Genomic DNA, 16,534 nt, shown 5'->3' on the forward strand with positions numbered 1-16,534 from the left:
ATTTATTATACCAAAGATTATGATAGTAGGTGTCTAGGAGAGCTTAGCACAGCAAGACGACATAAGTTTTGCTACATACAAGTGCCAATTAAACAGATACGACAATTGATTTCATGGTACACTAAAGACACTTAAGCTATTTTGAGGTGTTATGTATGAAAAAATTATTAGGAGAAGAACGCAGGGCTTATTTATTAGATTTACTGAAAACAACTGGACAAGCCATTACTGGAACAGAATTTGCCAAGAAAACAAATGTATCTCGGCAAGTAATAGTAAATGACATTGCTTTATTAAAAGCCCGCAATGAGCCTATCATCGCTACGAGCCAAGGCTATCTTTATATGAGCATAGAGTCTAAGCAGCAAGTATTTGAACGCCAAATCGCAGTTCACCATACAGCTGACCAAACAGAAGATGAGTTGAACACGCTAGTGGATGCAGGCATTACTGTGAAAGATGTGACAGTAGAACATCCATTATATGGTGAAATCACCGCGGCTATAATGGTTAAAAATCGTTTTGAGGTGCAACAATTCCTTCAAAAATCACGTGAGACCAATGCTACACCCTTATCGGCATTAACAGGCGGTTCACATCTGCATACAATATCTGCTCCTACAGAAGAGCAATTAGACCTGGCCGAAAGCCTTTTACAACAAAAAAATTATCTTCTAAGTAATAATTAGAGATACAAAAAAGTGTCCATCATGTCTGGACACTTTTTTTGTTACTTTTTATATGTAAAGTAGCTGCCTAAAGTTTTCACAGTGCAATCTAGCGCAGCCAGTTCCTCCATTGCACCTCTCATCATTGGCGCATTTTCGTCTTCCAATACATCTAAAGTAAAGAAGTAATCACCTAAGCCTGTTTTTAATGGACGTGATTCGATTTTGCTCAAATTAATTTGGCGCCACGCGAAGACAGATAATATTTGATGTAAAGCTCCTGAACGGTCGCTAGGCAGTTCAATCATTAACGTGGTCTTTATCTGTTCCTCATGGCCCTGTTGCAACAAGCGTTGATTTTCATTCGCTAATATGAAAAATCGTGTATGGTTAAAGTGAAAATCATGAATATAACGTTCTACAATTTTCAACTTATACGTTTCAGCAGCCGCTTTGTTGCCAATCGCTCCGATGCACTCATTCGGATGCTCAGCAATATACTTGGCTGCAGCAGCAGTAGAAGCTGTCTCATGCAACGGAACTCCATGAAAATGGTTGTACAAATATTTATGGCACTGAGCTAGTGCATGCGGGTGCGAATAAATATCCGTTAATGTTTCCCAATTCTTAGCTTGCTGCGGATGCACTAAAAGATGCTGTTCAATCGGCGTCAATACTTCCCCTACGACATATAATTCCGCTTCATGAAACAAGTAATCTATTGTTAGAGGTACAGTACCCTCTAGCGCATTTTCAAGCGGCACGATTGCATAACTCACGCGCTTACTCGCAACTGCTTCGATACAAGCAGGAATACTTTGAAATGAAGAAAGCTGATCATCTAAAAAGAGTTGCTGTGCTGCTAAATGTGTAAAAGTTCCTTCTGGTCCTAAATAAGCTACACGTTGATCCTGTGACAATAAACTCCCTCCTATAAAGCGCCTGAGCTAATTACCTCCGCCGATTCGACAAAGTCTAATTTTTTGAGACGTTGGATTAACTCATCCAATTCCCCTTCCATTACCGTTACATCAAGTGAAAGTGTCACATTTGCACGGCCTTGGATAGGGATTGTTTGATGGATTGTTAAGATATTACAATGCGCGTCGGTTACAGTGTTTAAAAGCCTTGCTAACGTTCCTTTACGGTCTTCAAGCTGCAAAAAAACAGTTAAAATGCGTTCTTGTACAATGGAGTGAAAAGGGAAAACAGCATCTCGATACTTATAAAACGCACTTCTTGATAAATCGACTTGTTTCACAGCATCCCATATGGAAGAAACAACACCTGTTTGCAATAAATGCTTGGCTTCCAATGTTTTTTGCATGGCATCTGTTAACACATCTTCGCGTACTAAATAATAGCGTTGATCTGCTATATTTTTCATCCTTTTCCCCCCTGAATCCTACTCAACAAAATCAAATTCAAATTTCAACAAACGAACCGTATCGCCGTTTTGCGCGCCACGTTCACGTAGAGCATCATCCACACCCATACCTCGCATTTGGCGTGAGAAGCGGCGAACAGATTCTTCGCGGCTAAAGTCTGTCATCTTGAATAGGCGTTCAATTGAATCCCCAGATAACACAAATGCTCCGTCATCATCACGTGTAATAACAAAGTCCTTGCCTTTTGCCTCATGTTTGTAAAGAACCGTTGCTTCTGTTTCTTCCTCTTCGATTTCATTCAATGAGAATTCTGGCGTTTCATCCAATAGATCTGCTACAGCAAATAGCATTTCTTTCAAGCCTTGGCGTGAAACAGCAGAAATCGGGAATATTCTAGCATCGCTTCCTACTTTAGTACGGAATTCTTCTAGGTTTTCTTCCGCTTCCGGCATGTCCATTTTATTGGCAACAATAATTTGCGGTCGTTCAGTCAATCGCATATTGTATTGTTCTAACTCTTTGTTGATTGTCAAATAATCTTCATATGGATCTCGACCTTCCATACCAGACATATCAATTACATGGACGATTACACGAGTACGCTCAATGTGACGTAAAAATTGGTGTCCAAGTCCAACTCCTTCTGATGCGCCTTCAATTAAACCTGGCAAATCTGCCATAGCGAAGCTTCGTCCATCCTCTACACGTACCATTCCTAAGTTAGGCACTATTGTAGTAAAATGATAAGCGCCGATTTTAGGCTTAGCAGAGGTCACGACAGATAATAAGGTTGACTTGCCCACACTTGGGAATCCAACTAATCCAACATCGGCTAATACTTTTAGTTCTAAAACTACATTTAGCTCTTGGCCAGGCTCACCTTTTTCTGAAAGTTCCGGAGCCGGATTTGCAGGTGTAGCAAAACGAGAGTTTCCGCGACCACCGCGGCCACCTTTAGCAATGACTGCTTTTTGTCCATGTTCTACTAAATCTGCAATAACGCGACCTGTCTCTTCGTCCGTCACAACAGTTCCTGGAGGAACAGATACATACATAGCTCCAGCCCTTTTGCCATGCATATTTTTGCTCATACCATGTTCGCCGCGGTCTGCTTTAAAATGACGTTTAAAACGGAAATCCATTAATGTACGTAGACCTTCATCTACGATAAATACAACATCTCCGCCATTCCCTCCGTCACCGCCTGCCGGGCCACCGTTTGGAATAAATTTTTCACGGCGGAAGGCTACCATTCCATCGCCGCCATCTCCACCTTTAACATAAACTTTTACGTGATCGACAAACATTAAATTCCCTCCTTTTTCGTAATAATCATATGCCATTCATTTTGTGTAAAAGAAATTTCTTCATTCATGATGAATGGGTGCTTTAGAATATGATAATGCTCTTTTTGGCTCCAATGGCCAATTAAATGAAATTCTATTTCAAATTGTTGGTTACTAGCATATATTTGCAACGATAGCTGTTGGTCTACGAATGGATCAAGCACTTCATAGATATGTGAAAGCGCCTTCTAAATAATCGCATACCACATTGTCTGCTTCTTGGTTAATCTTTTCATCAATGTTAGTTTCTACGTTCACATGAATACTTGGATAGCGCCATTCTAGTGTATGAATCCAGTCGATTGTCTTTGGCAAACCCATTTTATTGATTGAAAAGAAGGTTTTGCATTGCTCTGCTGTTTGTTCAACAGCTTTTTTCGCTTCTTCTAGGCGACCCAAATCAAGGTTCATTTTGATTAATTGAAGTTGATTCATAAAATCATGGTTCGCAAAGCGCAGCACTTCATTTACGTTGAGTGATTGATGCTTCGACAAGACTACACGCTCCTTTGCTTGAACAATTGCAATATTAGTATACCAATTCCAGAAATATTTTTCTTCTATTTGAAAAAACGACTTTCGCAAAATAGAGCGAAAGCCGATTTTGATAAGGTATGATTATTATAAAGAAAGAGGCTGTCTCAAGGTGCAGATACACTCTTGAGACAGCCGTCTAGTCTTCATACCCTGCTATTAAGCTTCTTGAGCAACTGGGTATACGCTGACTTTACGTTTATCGCGACCTAGGCGTTCGAATTTTACAACACCATCGATTTTAGCGAATAAAGTATCGTCACCACCGCGACCTACGTTTTCACCTGGGTAAATTTTAGTACCGCGTTGACGGTATAAAATAGAACCAGCAGTAGCAAATTGACCATCAGCACGTTTAGCGCCTAAACGTTTAGACTCAGAGTCACGACCGTTCTTAGTAGAACCTACACCTTTTTTAGAAGCGAAGAATTGCAAATCTAAAGATACTAGTAACATATGTTCCACCTCCTAGATCATCTTATATTTTAATTCGATAAAATCTCCGTAACTGGCAACCATCGTATAGAATTGCGTTACCATTGTTTGGAGAATAATTTGCAGTTTTGCATCAAGCTCAGCATCAAGAGTCGTTTGGTCGATAACACAGGATAAATATCCCCCGTTTTCGCCTTGCTCAATCCCCGGTTGTAATTGAAGTATTTGTCCAATCGCATTGACACTGCCAAAAGCAATGGCAGATACGCCGGCGCATACTAAATCATGACCAGGATCGCCTGAATAGGCATGACCTGAGACTTCAAAGCCATATGACTTTCGATTTTCATCGCTATGAACTGTAATAGTGATCACAATATCACCCCATCATTAAGCGTTGATTGTTTCAACAACTAATTTTGTGTATGGTTGACGGTGACCTTGTTTACGACGGTAGTTCTTTTTAGCTTTCAATTTGAAAACAACGATTTTTTTCGCACGGCCTTGTTTTTCAACTTTAGCTGTAACTGTTGCTCCTTCAACGAATGGAGCACCAACTTTAACGTCATCGCCACCAACAAAAAGAACTTTGTCAAAAGTAACTGTTTCACCAGCTTGTGCGTTGATTTTTTCAACGTAGATTGCTTGGCCAGCTTCTACTTTAACTTGTTTACCACCAGTTTCAATAATTGCGTACATAACTGCACCTCCTTAGATAACTCAGACTCGCCTTCAATAGGTGATCATAATTGATGCTTAAACCTTTTCAGCGCGGTTGTAGCACGGGTGCTACATAACATTAGAAATTTTATCATACCAAAACTATGGCGTCAACCTATTTAATACGATGTTTTCGAAAGCTTGTTCATATCGACGGTATCGAAATGCCTGTATATTTTGAATGAATAAGAGAATAAGTATCAAAATAAAAAAGAAAGATTCCGGTATATATAATAATGCCATTAGCATGCACAGGAAACAACAGGACATAGAAAAAGCTAAAAAAGACGTTTTTGTTTGGATAATTGATTTTTTTTCACTCCACAGGATTTCAACGATCCGTCCTCCATCTAACGGCCAAATCGGCAATAAATTCAATAAGAGTAATAAAAGCTGAATTGTTTGCAAGGGCACGCTCAAATTTTGTGGCAAAAAAAAGAGTGCTAGGAGGAATAAGAGAAGAGTGGCAAACGGACCTGCCATGGTAATGAGCAACTGTTGTTGTTTGGTCATTTGCCAGCTCTTGCTGAATTGTATTTCGCCTCCATAAGGCATGATCACACAGGATTTTATATTGGCCCCCACAAGATATGCAACTATCAGGTGCCCTAACTCATGAATGCACAATGATAAAAATAACAGTGCATAGTTTGCAAACTGTCCTGTCAGAACTAGCCAAACGATGATAGGCAAAAGTGTTGGGTGAAGCTTCACTTTCAGCATTATTGTAGCCATTCTTTTAATGAACCAGGATCTAAAACGGCACCCTTGCGTTCCACCTGCAAGTAAAACGTGCCCGGCTCCATTGATGATAGGGCTTCGCCTTCTCTAAGCGAGGTATACGGCAAATAATCTAATGTCTTCAATAAGCCATACGTGACCCTCTCTCCCGTATCATATGTAACAGTCATCGTTTTGCCTAGAGACTTTGTGTTGCCTGTAAATGTGACAAAGCCGTCATGCTTCGCGTAAATAGTCATTGGTTTATCATAAGAGAGCAAAACGCCCTTTGAAAAAGTTTGCATTGTATCATAGTTACTGATATACGCATCTGTCACCGGAGCCATAACAGGCACCTTTTCCTCCTCATGGAATACGCTCTTTGTCCACTTTGTTAATATAAATAGGTCATCATTTGAAAGAACGTAATCTGTTACATCGCTCTTTATTATTTGCTTTTTCTCCAAAAAAAGAACGGTAAATAACATAATCGCAATCCATACAGCAATCTTCCATTTCTTCAAAACTCCACACCCCCAAAAGACTTTTTCTAATAGTTTATGAGGCAGTGTGGATAAACAGTACAGAATTATAATCAATCCAAACCTATTACTAATTTTCTTGTACTAGGCTAGGAAACAAGACAATAAAATAAAAAGCCTTTCGGAAATTCTTTTCCAAAAGACTTTTACATTATGTAGCTATAGACAATTATCTTGAGAACAAGGCTTTGATTTTGGCAAAGACACCTTTATGTTCATTTTCTAATGTCATAAGCGGCACAGATTCACCTAAAATACGGCGAACAATATTTCGGTAAGCAATAGCTGCTTGTGTAGATGGTTCCATAACGATTGGTTCACCTTTGTTAGAAGAACGAATAACATGTTCATCATCTGGGATGATACCGAGTAAATCAATGGAAAGATGTGTTGTGATTTCATTTACATCTAGTGCATCTCCACTTTTCATCAGTTGCGGCCGAATTCGGTTGATAATCAATTTCGGCGGTTCAATCTCTTCTTTTTCAAGCAATCCAATAATGCGGTCAGCATCACGAACAGCAGAAATTTCAGGAGTTGTCACAACAATTGCACGATCAGCTCCTGCTATTGCGTTTTTATAGCCTTGCTCAATCCCTGCTGGACAGTCTATTAAAACATAGTCGAACTCAAGCTTTAATTCGTCTATCAGAGTTTTCATCTGTTGTGGTGTCACAGCGTTTTTATCAGACGTTTGAGCTGCAGGCAAAAGATAAAGCAATTCATCAAAGCGCTTATCTTTCACTAATGCTTGATGGACCTTACAACGTCCTTCAATCGTATCTACTAAGTCGTAAATAATCCGATTTTCTAACCCTAGAATAACATCTAGATTTCGTAAACCGATGTCTGTATCGACCAAGCAAACTTTTTTATTTTGAAGTGCCAATGCAGTACCTAAATTAGCTGTAGTAGTTGTTTTACCTACTCCACCTTTACCCGAAGTAATTACAATAGCTTCACCCACATTAGCTTCCTCCCTTAAATGTCGATAAATTTGGTCTCAGATTTCGTAAATCCTGCAACCGATCAATCGCAATGCGGCCGTTTGTATGAATATACGCACATTCCATTTCAGGTTTGTTTGCGAGAATGGTAATTTCATTGGTCATTAATTCCATTAAATCGGCAATCATTAGGTGTGTCGCTTCAAGCCATGAGGCTGCGATTACACTATCGCGATTGCCGTTAAACCCCGCATGCGCCATTCCCTTTAATCGGCCCATTACATAAATACTGCCGCCAGCAACCACTTTGCCATTCGGATTTACATCCCCAATGACAACAAGGTCACCGTCAGCCTTTATTTCTTGTCCAGATCGTACAATACCTATGTAAGTAGATGATTGGTTTCTCAAAAGCTTTTCATTGCATTCTTCCATCGTAATTACGTCGCTCTTAATCTTTGTCACTTTTAATGACTTTGATTCTTGAACAATATGGAGAATTTCTTTCAGCTGCTCTTGGTTGCAATATCGATTTCCTACATGGATAGTAACTTCTGCTTGTCCTTCGAGCCCTTCCTCTGTGACTTTGCGCTTTAATTCATCTAATAAATCAGAGTAAGCGCACTGATCATCTAGCTGAAGCACGAGCCCTTCTTTCGTTCCTTTAATTAAGACTAGCTGCTTAGTTGTCAAATGCTTCACCTCACGCTTCTCTGCTATAACGTTGATTGATTTGCCTTTAATAACACACGAGCTTCGATTAAATACTTAAACGTCCATCCGAGCATGATGAGATAAATAGAATTGGCAATCATGGTTGGAATCAACCGTTGATTTAAAAATTCTGTAAAGGGTACAGACGTAAAAGAAATGAGTAAGAAAAATTGGTTCAAGACAATTTCCAAAAGCGCTACAAGCACTAAGGAAAGAATGGTAGTAATAGCAAGATGTTGATGTATATATTTCACTGTAGAACCCGCCACAAAACAAATGAACGGATACAAGAATGTATATAATCCAATAATATCAATATAGAAAATATCATACAATACCCCAAATATTAATCCATACATCATTGCCCGCTTACGATCATAATAAATTGACAAAAAGATTAAATACAGAATTAAAAACCGCGGCACTAAATAATAGAGATGGCCATGCCATTCGATGGGTGAATACAATGAAAAACCAGGTTCCAAAAAGAAGAGCACAACAGCAACAAACGGAATTAGAAATCGCGCCATTACTTTTGATCTCCTCCGTCTGTTTTAGTTGATTTGTCTGTATTAGCTCCATCTGAACCGTCAATAGCAATTGACTGGCGTTTGGCAATTACCACATGATCAAGCATAGAAAAATCAGCTGCCGGTTTAACATAAGCAAGTTTTGTCAACCCATAGTCATCTGTAGAAACCTTTGTAACCTCTCCAATTAAGATACCTTTAGGAAATATACCGCCAAGGCCGGATGTCGTTACTTTATCACCTTTTTTAACAGCAAGGCTTGAATCAATCCGTTTTAAGACTAATTCGCTGCGCTTTGGATCAAACCCTTCTATTAAACCAAATGCCTCTGTTTTTTTATTCGCAATCACAGCAGATACACGATAATTTGTATTATTTGTCGATAGAAGTTCTACTTGGGATGTATAAGGTGTAGTTTGTACTATCTTACCAATCAATCCCTTAGATGTAAGCACTGCCATATTTACTTTTACGCCGTTCATTGAACCTTCATTTAAAATCAGCTTTTCTTCCCATTGGTCAGGGTTTCGTGCAATTACATTAGCCTGAATCGGATTGAAGTTGCGCAAATCATCTTTTTTATCAACTAAATCTTTTAACTTGTCATTTTCTACTTTTAATTCATTGACTTTAGCTTGTAATGTGCCGAATTCCTCCAAGCGCGATTTTAAACGTTTATTCTCTTCATACGTATTCATTAAATCGTCTACATTATTGACTAATCCTGTAATATAGCTTGCAGGCTTAGCAACAATCGATTGTCCAAAACCAACCGTATCTTTAATAATCTGCTCGGGAAGCGAGGCTTGTCGATCACGTAAGGTAAAGCTAATCAATGCCACTAAGAGGATTACGCCGACAAGCAGCAATATTAATCGCTTATTCGAAAAAAACTGTGGCATTGCCTATTTCCCCCTTATTTTGATTGGTGGCGACGCATTAAATCGATATTGTCAAGTGCCATACCAGTTCCGATCGCTACACAGTCTAATGGGTTTTCTGCAATAAATACAGGCATATTTGTTTCGTCGCTGATCACTTTGTCCAAGTTTTTAAGCAGCGCGCCACCGCCAGTAAGTACAATTCCTCGTTCCATTACATCAGCAGATAATTCTGGTGGCGTTTGTTCTAGTGTTTTCTTTACGCCGTCAATAATAGCCGCAATCGACTCTTTTAAAGCATCTACAATTTCAATAGATGTGATTTCAATAGTTTTAGGAAGTCCTGTCACAAGATCGCGACCACGAATTTCCATTGTCTCTACTTCACCTTCTGGGCTAGCAGAACCGATTTCCATTTTGATAGTTTCAGCTGTACGTTCACCGATTGTCAGGTTGTATGTTTTACGGATATAAGCTGTAATAGCAGCATCCATCGCATCACCGCCAACACGGACAGATTCACTTGTTACAATACCACCTAATGAAATTACCGCTACTTCTGATGTACCGCCACCGATATCAACTACCATACTACCTGTAGGTTCCCAGACTGGTAGATTTGCGCCAATCGCAGCTGCAAACGGTTCTTCAATTGTGTATGCTTCTTTTGCGCCAGCTTGGCGAGAGGCATCAATAACGGCACGCTGTTCTACTGAAGTAATACCATATGGTACACAAATCATCACATTTGGTTTTTTCCAGTTGCCGCCTGAAGCTTTCATTGCTTCTTTCATATAATACTCAATCATTGTTGTAGTAATGTCGAAATCTGCAATAACTCCGTCTTTCATCGGACGAATAGCTACAATAGATCCTGGTGTACGACCGATCATATTTTTCGCATCATTACCAACTGCTACAATTTCACCTGTTTTTGTATTCTTCGCTACTACTGATGGTTCACGAAGCACAATGCCTTTTCCTTTTAAAAATACCAATGTATTTGCTGTGCCGAGGTCAATCCCGACATCTTTTCCACCTAATCCAAACACGTTTTGTTCTTCCTTTCTATTTTTAGCCATAAACTTTAAGAAGTCTTGAAAATCATACGTTTCATTATAACGGATAAGTAGGAAAAATTACAGTACTACATATAACCTTTCTCTTTTAAACTTATAAATTGATGATCTCCTATAATTACGTGGTCAAGAAGCTCAATCCCCATAATTAAACCAGCTTCTTGCAAACGCTTCGTCACGTCTATATCTTCCGGACTTGGAGCAGGGTTACCACTTGGGTGGTTGTGTGCGCAAATGATAGAAGCAGCCGAACGTTTTACCGCTTCACGAAATACTTCCCGTGGGTGCACAATGCTTGCATTTAAACTACCGATAAAAATCGTTTGCTGATGAATAATTTGATTTTTGACATTTAAAAAGAGCGTCACAAAGTTTTCTTGCAAAAGCGATGTCATATCCGGCATTAAATAATTCGCTGCGTCCTTTGGAGAACGAATCGTATAGCGTTCGTCTGTCCTCTGCTTATGTAGTCTTTTGCCAAGTTCTATGGAAGCTAAAAGTTGAATCGCCTTTGCCTCACCAATCCCCTTAATTGCGGTGATTTCTTCAATTGTTGCATTTTTCAGCTCATGCAGCTTTTCAAAGTGCGTCAATATACGATTAGAAAGATGAAGCACCGATTCTTTTTTTGTGCCTGTCCGCAGCAATATAGCGATGAGTTCTTGATTCGATAAACTTTCGGCTCCTTGCCTTTTAAGACGTTCTCTTGGTCTATCATCAACATGCACATCGCGGATCATCATGGGAAGGTCCATATTAGTGGCCATGCACTTCCGCCTCCTCTGATGCCGACATAATCCCTTTTTCGCTCAAAAAGTCTTTTAATATTTTGGTAGGAAGCCCTGCAACATTATATTTGCAGCCATCTATCCTACTGACTAAGTTCTGTCCGACTCCCATAATATTATAACCAATATCTTGTTCGAAAGGTTCCCCTGTTTCAATGTATTGTTGGATTATTTTCTCTGACAAGCATTTCATCGTCACATCTGATGCAACAACAAAAGACGAGAGCTGTTGATCATATCGGATCCCTACAGCTGTCGTCACGCGGTGTTGCCTATTAGATAAGCGTTTTAGAAAGTTTCTTGCTTCATTTTTGGATTGGGGCAATGGCAAAAGAGTGCCCTCTATGCTAATAACGCGCTTCACATGCAAATAACAAAGCGACTCATGAGGTGCTTTCATACGAAGCAATTTGATGACAACGGTTGTATTAGCATATTCGAAAGGATTTTCCGGCAAATGATCACCCACCGGGATGTGTTGATGTGTGGTTGAAAAAGGCAGTTGAAGCTCTTCAAAAAGTTCTTCACAATTTCCCTCAGGATTCAATAGAATGATATTTTTCTTTAAAACGATAGACATGTGCTCTCCCCCTTTTTGCTATCATAATCGACCAGTACAAATAAGGGAAATTACGGAAAATAGGTGAAATTTATTTTTTGTATGCTTTAACAGTTTAAAATTTAATATTAAGGCAGTCGTTTTGGGCTGCATAATGAGCCAATAACTGCAATTTTACACTTTCTAATTCTTTGGATCCTTTAGTAACTGCCTTCACATTCGTATTCCAATTCATTGGTAATACTGTTGATTTTTTAGAATTATTAAAATTTAATTTCGACAAGTTGTCGGCTCTAAGCATCTGTGGTAACATTTTTAATCCTTGTTCATCACAACTAGCTCCTGACAATGCGAAAGGTTTGATGAAGGAATCTTTATTGACAATTTTTTTGATATTCTTTTCTCTATGGTCAATCCCGCCCCATAAGTAATATTGTTTTCCTGCTGGCACAATTGCGACGTTCACTAATTCAGGATGACCTGCTAGAAAATCATTTGCAGCTTGTTCAGATGAATACACGCCGTATTGCATGGCATAGAACTTTGATTCGCTACTCGTATTTTTTACTTTTTGCAATGCGCTGCTTTTCGGTAATTCCTTTTCCTCAGCGATTGTCCGTTTTTCAGCAGCATTTAGGATGAAAAAGAAGAGCAATACCCCTGCTACTCCAATCAAAATGCCATGTACTACTGCAGCCATCATAAAATGTGTCTTTTCTCGTTTCTTGCCACGATTAAATTTCATGTCATCACTCCTCCCTATTACCCTATCAGAAATGGCATAAAAAAAGACAAGACTGCTGTCGCCTTGTCCTAAAAACTTTTCTCTTTAAAAAAACAAATTACTGTACCATTCGAGCAAGTTCTCGCCGTAAAAATAGACGATTAAACTTGCTAACGCAATCCAAGGACCAAAAGGGATTGGCTGTTTGCGTCCTTTTTTCTGCCATAGTATACCGATAAGGCCTGCTACAAGCCCAATGAGTGCTGATAGAAAGAGTGCCAGCATTGTATGCTGGATACCAAGTACAAGGCCAATGACAAAGAATAACTTAATATCTCCGCCACCCATTCCTCCTTTTGAAACAAGTGCAATCAAAAATAAAATACTAAAGCCGATCACCGCTCCAGCAAATGCGTCCCACCAGGGTTCAAGCGGCGATACCACTCGTAAAATGATCAATATAAGCCCAAAAGGCAATAAAACTTTATCAGGGATTAACATATAGACGATATCAGAAACGGTGATAATTACCAATAATGATATAAAGAGAAGAGCGACAATTAGCTCTCGAGAAGGCCCGAAATGCAAATAAGCAAGCCCGAAAAAAAGGCCTGTCAACAATTCCATAAAAGGATGGAAAAAACCAATTTTCGCATCACAAGTTCGGCATTTCCCTCTTAGGAATAGATAGGACAAGACAGGCACTAAATCCAACGCTGACAAACGCCGCCCGCATCCTTCACAATGAGAAGGTGGTGACACGATAGACTCATGCCGTGGCACCCTTAATCCCACAACATTATAAAAAGAACCAAAAACAAAGCCAAAAATCATACATACCATCGCATACACAATATCCAAATTAGTCACTTCCTATTTCACGTTTTGATCATCCACTTGACCGACATAATAGAAAGTTGTAAGTTGAATGGTCGCTTGCAATAACTCGTCCTTTGTATTTTCTTCTGAATCTGTTGATGCTTCAACGTCTTTATTCGGGGATTCATACGTCACTGCATCTATACGCATAATTCGCGGCAATATCTCAATTTCCTTTAAAAACTCTTTAATTTCTTTTTCACCTTTCGCTGCGACCGTCACATTCATCGTAACCAGCTTTAATGAATCTGGTAGACTATCAAGCGAAATCGGAGAAACAGGCAATGTCTCATCATTATTTTGTTCGTTTGTTACCACTTCGTTTGCATTTTCAGTATTTGTATTATTAATCGTTTTAGCATCAGTTGTCGTCTGAGCATTTGTATTTTCATCTGTATTTATATCGCCTGTTGCTTGGGCTTGGCCATTTGATGCATTGTTAGCATTAGTTGATTGGCCGTTATCCAAATTATTATCTTCAATAGTAGTTTGTAGAGTTTCCTTTACTGACGCATCATAGTTGTTAAACGCCATATCCACTATCTGCGTATCACTGGCCAATTCGACTTGTTCTATCGATTTAATTAAATCACTCAATTCAATTGATGTCGGTACCTTAGCCATCAACTCTGTCGGACTTTTTTTCGTTGCTTGCTGATTTTCTTTCATTGTTTTAATTTGATTATTTAGAGTAACTTCTTCTACTCGTGCATCTTTTATCTGCGCATTCAGTGCATCTCTCTCTTCCATTTTCGGCATAAGAAGATAGTAGTATATCGCAAATGCTATTAAGAAGACGAGCGCAATAACTAGAATGGTTGTCACTTTTTTATTTTGTCCGAGTGAGTTCATTGAGTATCACCTTCTGCCAGTAATTTTGCTCTGTTAATAGAAAGCACCATCGTCGCCTTGTAACGTGGGATTAAATGATCGCTTTCTACAGCTTCATCATACTCTTTTTTTGCTGGGTCGAAGGACTCGACACTAGTTACTTGTACATCGCTAACTAATGGGTCTGTTATAACATTTTGGACATATGTAGAGATGCCATGGAGCGTTTCAAAATCAATAATGACGGTCACACCTGTTTCACCGTATGTAAGTGAAGTCAGCTTCTCATAAGAGGCCAAATAGCCTTTCACGCTGTCAATAATAGGCGTTACCGGATAGGATACCGATTCGACATACTGTACAGATTGGTCAAATGAGCCTTGTCCCGCTGTCTGCAGAGTGGCCATTTCTTTTTGCGAAGCTTCTATCTGGCTTGCTAGGTTTTGATGCTGCTGAGTGAGTGAATTAACATCACTTTGCAATGAGTAATAATAAAATACTACGCCAAGGAAGATCAAAAACAAAATCGTGCCCGAGAGCCATAATAACGATCTATTGGACGTCCTACGTTCAACTTTTGGAAGGAGGTTAATATTTGGAATCATGCTGTTGGAGCCTCCTTCATTGCAAGGCTAACTAAACCTGCTTGCTGAGCATGAAAGTCAGGCGCGACCTTTGCCATTAATTCATCATCAAACACATCAACAGGTAAATTTAATTGGCTTTCAAGCATGTCGGCTATATATGCTATTTCAGGGTTATCTCCTGTCAATAACAGTCGATCCACACCCTTTTCCCCTTTATTTAACGAGTATCTATAAAAATTAATAATCCGTTCGATTTCAGCTAAAGGCTCCATAAGCGCAGCATGGTAGTTCATGACATCATCTTCATAAACATAATCAAAGCCTTCTTCCGTCATGCGTGTTCTCCATTTCGCACGCTCTGTCTCGACTGTTTGGAAACGCAAAAATTCCACTTCTCCTCCAGAATAAATAGCGAGTGACAGTTCATTGATGCTCCAATCTATAAGAAGTGTCGTCGATTCAATCAAACCATCAATCCCTTCATTTACAAGGCGAAGCAGTGAAATCACCTTAATATCAGCAACAGACGGATGAAGGCCTGCATCATCCAAGAGTCCTGTAATTTTCCTTACTTCATCCGCATTCGTGGCGAAAATAGTAGCCTTACCATCATTTTCATCTGCATCATATAAATCAATCAATGGGTTTTCAAAGGGCAAATGAATGGAGCGCCCTATTTCCATTTCAACAAATGCTCTAATTTCGATTTTGTCCTTCAAGTCAGAAGGATGGTCAATGCTCTTCATCATGACCGTGCTCTCAGGTACATAAAAACGGGCATCATATCCTTTAATGCCCCAACTCTTCACCTGTACTTTTAACAACTCAAAAAAGGCAAATTCATCCTCAATGATGCCTTCTACGACCATTCCTTCCTCAAGTGCAACGGAAAAGTATCTAGCTTGAGACAAATCATCACTGTTTGATGCCAGTGCCTTTAACATAAAATCATTATATACGAGCGCCACATGGCGTCTTTTCTTTTTAAACAACATGTCAGTACCCCCTAGGAGAAAAGAAAAAGCTTTATAGCTTTAATGCTTCGGTGGAGAAAGCAATGGTTGGCGGTTTGCTTACCTTGCTTTCTTCAGCGAAAGATTAAATAGTGGAGAACAGCAGCAGGGGCTGCTGTTCTAAGATAGTTTATTTCGCTAGATCTGCTGCCAAATTAGATGCTGTAACATCCGTAGTTGCAGTTTTTCCTGCAGTATTTGTATATTTTGTCGTATTCTTTACATTAGCAAAACCGCTGAATTGAATAGAGTACGCACCAGTAGAAGCATCTTTCTTCACTAAATAAGAATCATAGCTTTTATCTAATTCTACATATTTAGTAAGGTTATCCTTATTGCATGCAGTAGCCGCCGTCGTACCTCCATCACATGCTCCATCAGTTATTGCAATTTTTGCCCCTGATATAATTTGAGAAGCATCTGATAAAATAGCTCTGTCTTTTGAATTTTGTATAATATTCCCAATAGCAGGCACTGCAATTAAAGCCACAATCGCAATAATTACTAACACTGCTAATAACTCAATCAAAGTCATACCTTTTTGATTTTTCATTACTTTTTTCATTTTCAATTTCATTTTATTAAACATAATAATTCCTCCTTTTTTGTATGTAGGTTCGTCACCTAGGAAATCTGCTTTCTTTTCGTT

At 39.2% G+C, this 16,534-nt stretch carries 23 protein-coding genes and 1 other annotated feature; of the genes, 1 reads left to right on the forward strand and 22 read right to left on the reverse strand.

The features are described from left to right. The first annotated feature begins 155 nt into the window (after positions 1-155). Positions 156-689 carry a transcription repressor NadR gene (locus RST01_RS07895; protein WP_184117457.1) on the forward strand — a complete coding sequence of 178 codons (534 nt, stop codon included), beginning with the start codon at positions 156-158 and terminating at the stop codon, positions 687-689. Positions 690-730: 41 nt separating this feature from the next. On the opposite strand, the gene pheA is transcribed toward RST01_RS07895, so the two are convergent. The 22 genes from pheA to RST01_RS08005 all read right to left on the reverse strand — a co-directional run bounded on the left by pheA (position 731) and on the right by RST01_RS08005 (position 16,438). Beyond that, positions 731-1,588 carry a prephenate dehydratase gene (gene pheA, locus RST01_RS07900; protein ID WP_184117456.1) on the reverse strand — a complete coding sequence of 286 codons (858 nt, stop codon included), beginning with the start codon at positions 1,586-1,588 and terminating at the stop codon, positions 731-733. Between the two features lie 11 nt (positions 1,589-1,599). Beyond that, entirely contained in the window at positions 1,600-2,055 is a 456-nt protein-coding gene (gene thrR / locus RST01_RS07905) for a transcriptional regulator ThrR (protein WP_147195798.1), read from the reverse strand. Between the two features lie 18 nt (positions 2,056-2,073). After that, positions 2,074-3,363: a GTPase ObgE gene (obgE, locus tag RST01_RS07910; RefSeq protein ID WP_147195800.1), complete on the reverse strand. Its 1,290-nt coding sequence runs from the start codon at positions 3,361-3,363 to the stop codon at positions 2,074-2,076. Positions 3,364-3,567: 204 nt separating this feature from the next. Further along, the gene (locus RST01_RS07915) at positions 3,568-3,897 is read right to left on the reverse strand and encodes a Spo0B domain-containing protein (protein ID WP_184117455.1); all 330 of its coding nucleotides are present in this window, start codon (positions 3,895-3,897) and stop codon (positions 3,568-3,570) included. A gap of 198 nt (positions 3,898-4,095) precedes the next feature. Next, positions 4,096-4,392: a 50S ribosomal protein L27 gene (gene rpmA, locus RST01_RS07920; RefSeq protein WP_066788509.1), complete on the reverse strand. Its 297-nt coding sequence runs from the start codon at positions 4,390-4,392 to the stop codon at positions 4,096-4,098. 12 nt (positions 4,393-4,404) lie between these two features. Next, the gene (locus RST01_RS07925) at positions 4,405-4,746 is read right to left on the reverse strand and encodes a ribosomal-processing cysteine protease Prp (protein WP_066788512.1); all 342 of its coding nucleotides are present in this window, start codon (positions 4,744-4,746) and stop codon (positions 4,405-4,407) included. Between the two features lie 15 nt (positions 4,747-4,761). Next, positions 4,762-5,070, reverse strand: a complete 309-nt coding sequence (gene rplU / locus RST01_RS07930; RefSeq protein WP_066788515.1) for a 50S ribosomal protein L21 — start codon at positions 5,068-5,070, stop codon at positions 4,762-4,764. A 13-nt stretch (positions 5,071-5,083) separates the two neighbouring features. Then, positions 5,084-5,158 (reverse strand) — a sequence feature (ribosomal protein L21 leader region). A 35-nt stretch (positions 5,159-5,193) separates the two neighbouring features. Continuing rightward, entirely contained in the window at positions 5,194-5,814 is a 621-nt protein-coding gene (locus tag RST01_RS07935) for a M50 family metallopeptidase (RefSeq protein ID WP_184117454.1), read from the reverse strand. Next, complete coding sequence (locus RST01_RS07940) at positions 5,814-6,335, reverse strand: peptidoglycan DD-metalloendopeptidase family protein (protein ID WP_147195805.1); 522 nt, start codon at positions 6,333-6,335, stop codon at positions 5,814-5,816. Before RST01_RS07940 ends, RST01_RS07935 begins: the two co-directional genes overlap by 1 nt. Before the next feature lie 187 nt (positions 6,336-6,522). Then, positions 6,523-7,320 carry a septum site-determining protein MinD gene (minD, locus tag RST01_RS07945; RefSeq protein WP_066788525.1) on the reverse strand — a complete coding sequence of 266 codons (798 nt, stop codon included), beginning with the start codon at positions 7,318-7,320 and terminating at the stop codon, positions 6,523-6,525. 1 nt (position 7,321) lies between these two features. Then, positions 7,322-7,993 (reverse strand): septum site-determining protein MinC, encoded by a 672-nt coding sequence (gene minC / locus RST01_RS07950; RefSeq protein ID WP_066788527.1) that lies wholly within the window; start codon positions 7,991-7,993, stop codon positions 7,322-7,324. Between the two features lie 23 nt (positions 7,994-8,016). Further along, the gene (gene mreD / locus RST01_RS07955) at positions 8,017-8,544 is read right to left on the reverse strand and encodes a rod shape-determining protein MreD (protein ID WP_066788529.1); all 528 of its coding nucleotides are present in this window, start codon (positions 8,542-8,544) and stop codon (positions 8,017-8,019) included. After that, positions 8,544-9,446: a rod shape-determining protein MreC gene (gene mreC, locus RST01_RS07960; RefSeq protein WP_147195807.1), complete on the reverse strand. Its 903-nt coding sequence runs from the start codon at positions 9,444-9,446 to the stop codon at positions 8,544-8,546. Before mreC ends, mreD begins: the two co-directional genes overlap by 1 nt. A gap of 14 nt (positions 9,447-9,460) precedes the next feature. After that, the gene (locus RST01_RS07965; protein WP_147195809.1) at positions 9,461-10,477 is read right to left on the reverse strand and encodes a rod shape-determining protein; all 1,017 of its coding nucleotides are present in this window, start codon (positions 10,475-10,477) and stop codon (positions 9,461-9,463) included. 95 nt (positions 10,478-10,572) lie between these two features. Continuing rightward, the gene (gene radC, locus RST01_RS07970) at positions 10,573-11,271 is read right to left on the reverse strand and encodes a RadC family protein (RefSeq protein ID WP_147195811.1); all 699 of its coding nucleotides are present in this window, start codon (positions 11,269-11,271) and stop codon (positions 10,573-10,575) included. Beyond that, positions 11,261-11,872 (reverse strand): Maf family protein, encoded by a 612-nt coding sequence (locus tag RST01_RS07975; protein ID WP_147195813.1) that lies wholly within the window; start codon positions 11,870-11,872, stop codon positions 11,261-11,263. Before RST01_RS07975 ends, radC begins: the two co-directional genes overlap by 11 nt. A gap of 94 nt (positions 11,873-11,966) precedes the next feature. Next, positions 11,967-12,596, reverse strand: coding sequence for a hypothetical protein (locus RST01_RS07980; RefSeq protein ID WP_147195815.1), 630 nt, complete (start codon positions 12,594-12,596; stop codon positions 11,967-11,969). Between the two features lie 84 nt (positions 12,597-12,680). Further along, entirely contained in the window at positions 12,681-13,436 is a 756-nt protein-coding gene (locus tag RST01_RS07985; RefSeq protein WP_147195816.1) for a prepilin peptidase, read from the reverse strand. Between the two features lie 12 nt (positions 13,437-13,448). Then, positions 13,449-14,306 carry a hypothetical protein gene (locus tag RST01_RS07990; RefSeq protein ID WP_147195817.1) on the reverse strand — a complete coding sequence of 286 codons (858 nt, stop codon included), beginning with the start codon at positions 14,304-14,306 and terminating at the stop codon, positions 13,449-13,451. Continuing rightward, on the reverse strand, positions 14,303-14,890 hold the full coding sequence (locus tag RST01_RS07995) for a PilN family protein (protein WP_147195819.1): 588 nt from the start codon (positions 14,888-14,890) through the stop codon (positions 14,303-14,305). Before RST01_RS07995 ends, RST01_RS07990 begins: the two co-directional genes overlap by 4 nt. Continuing rightward, entirely contained in the window at positions 14,887-15,867 is a 981-nt protein-coding gene (gene pilM, locus RST01_RS08000) for a type IV pilus biogenesis protein PilM (RefSeq protein WP_147195821.1), read from the reverse strand. Before pilM ends, RST01_RS07995 begins: the two co-directional genes overlap by 4 nt. 148 nt (positions 15,868-16,015) lie before the next feature. Next, positions 16,016-16,438, reverse strand: a complete 423-nt coding sequence (locus RST01_RS08005) for a prepilin-type N-terminal cleavage/methylation domain-containing protein (RefSeq protein WP_147196116.1) — start codon at positions 16,436-16,438, stop codon at positions 16,016-16,018. Positions 16,439-16,534 lie beyond the last annotated feature (96 nt).

The organism is Rummeliibacillus stabekisii, assembly GCF_007988965.1.
GTDB lineage: Bacteria > Bacillota > Bacilli > Bacillales_A > Planococcaceae > Rummeliibacillus > Rummeliibacillus stabekisii.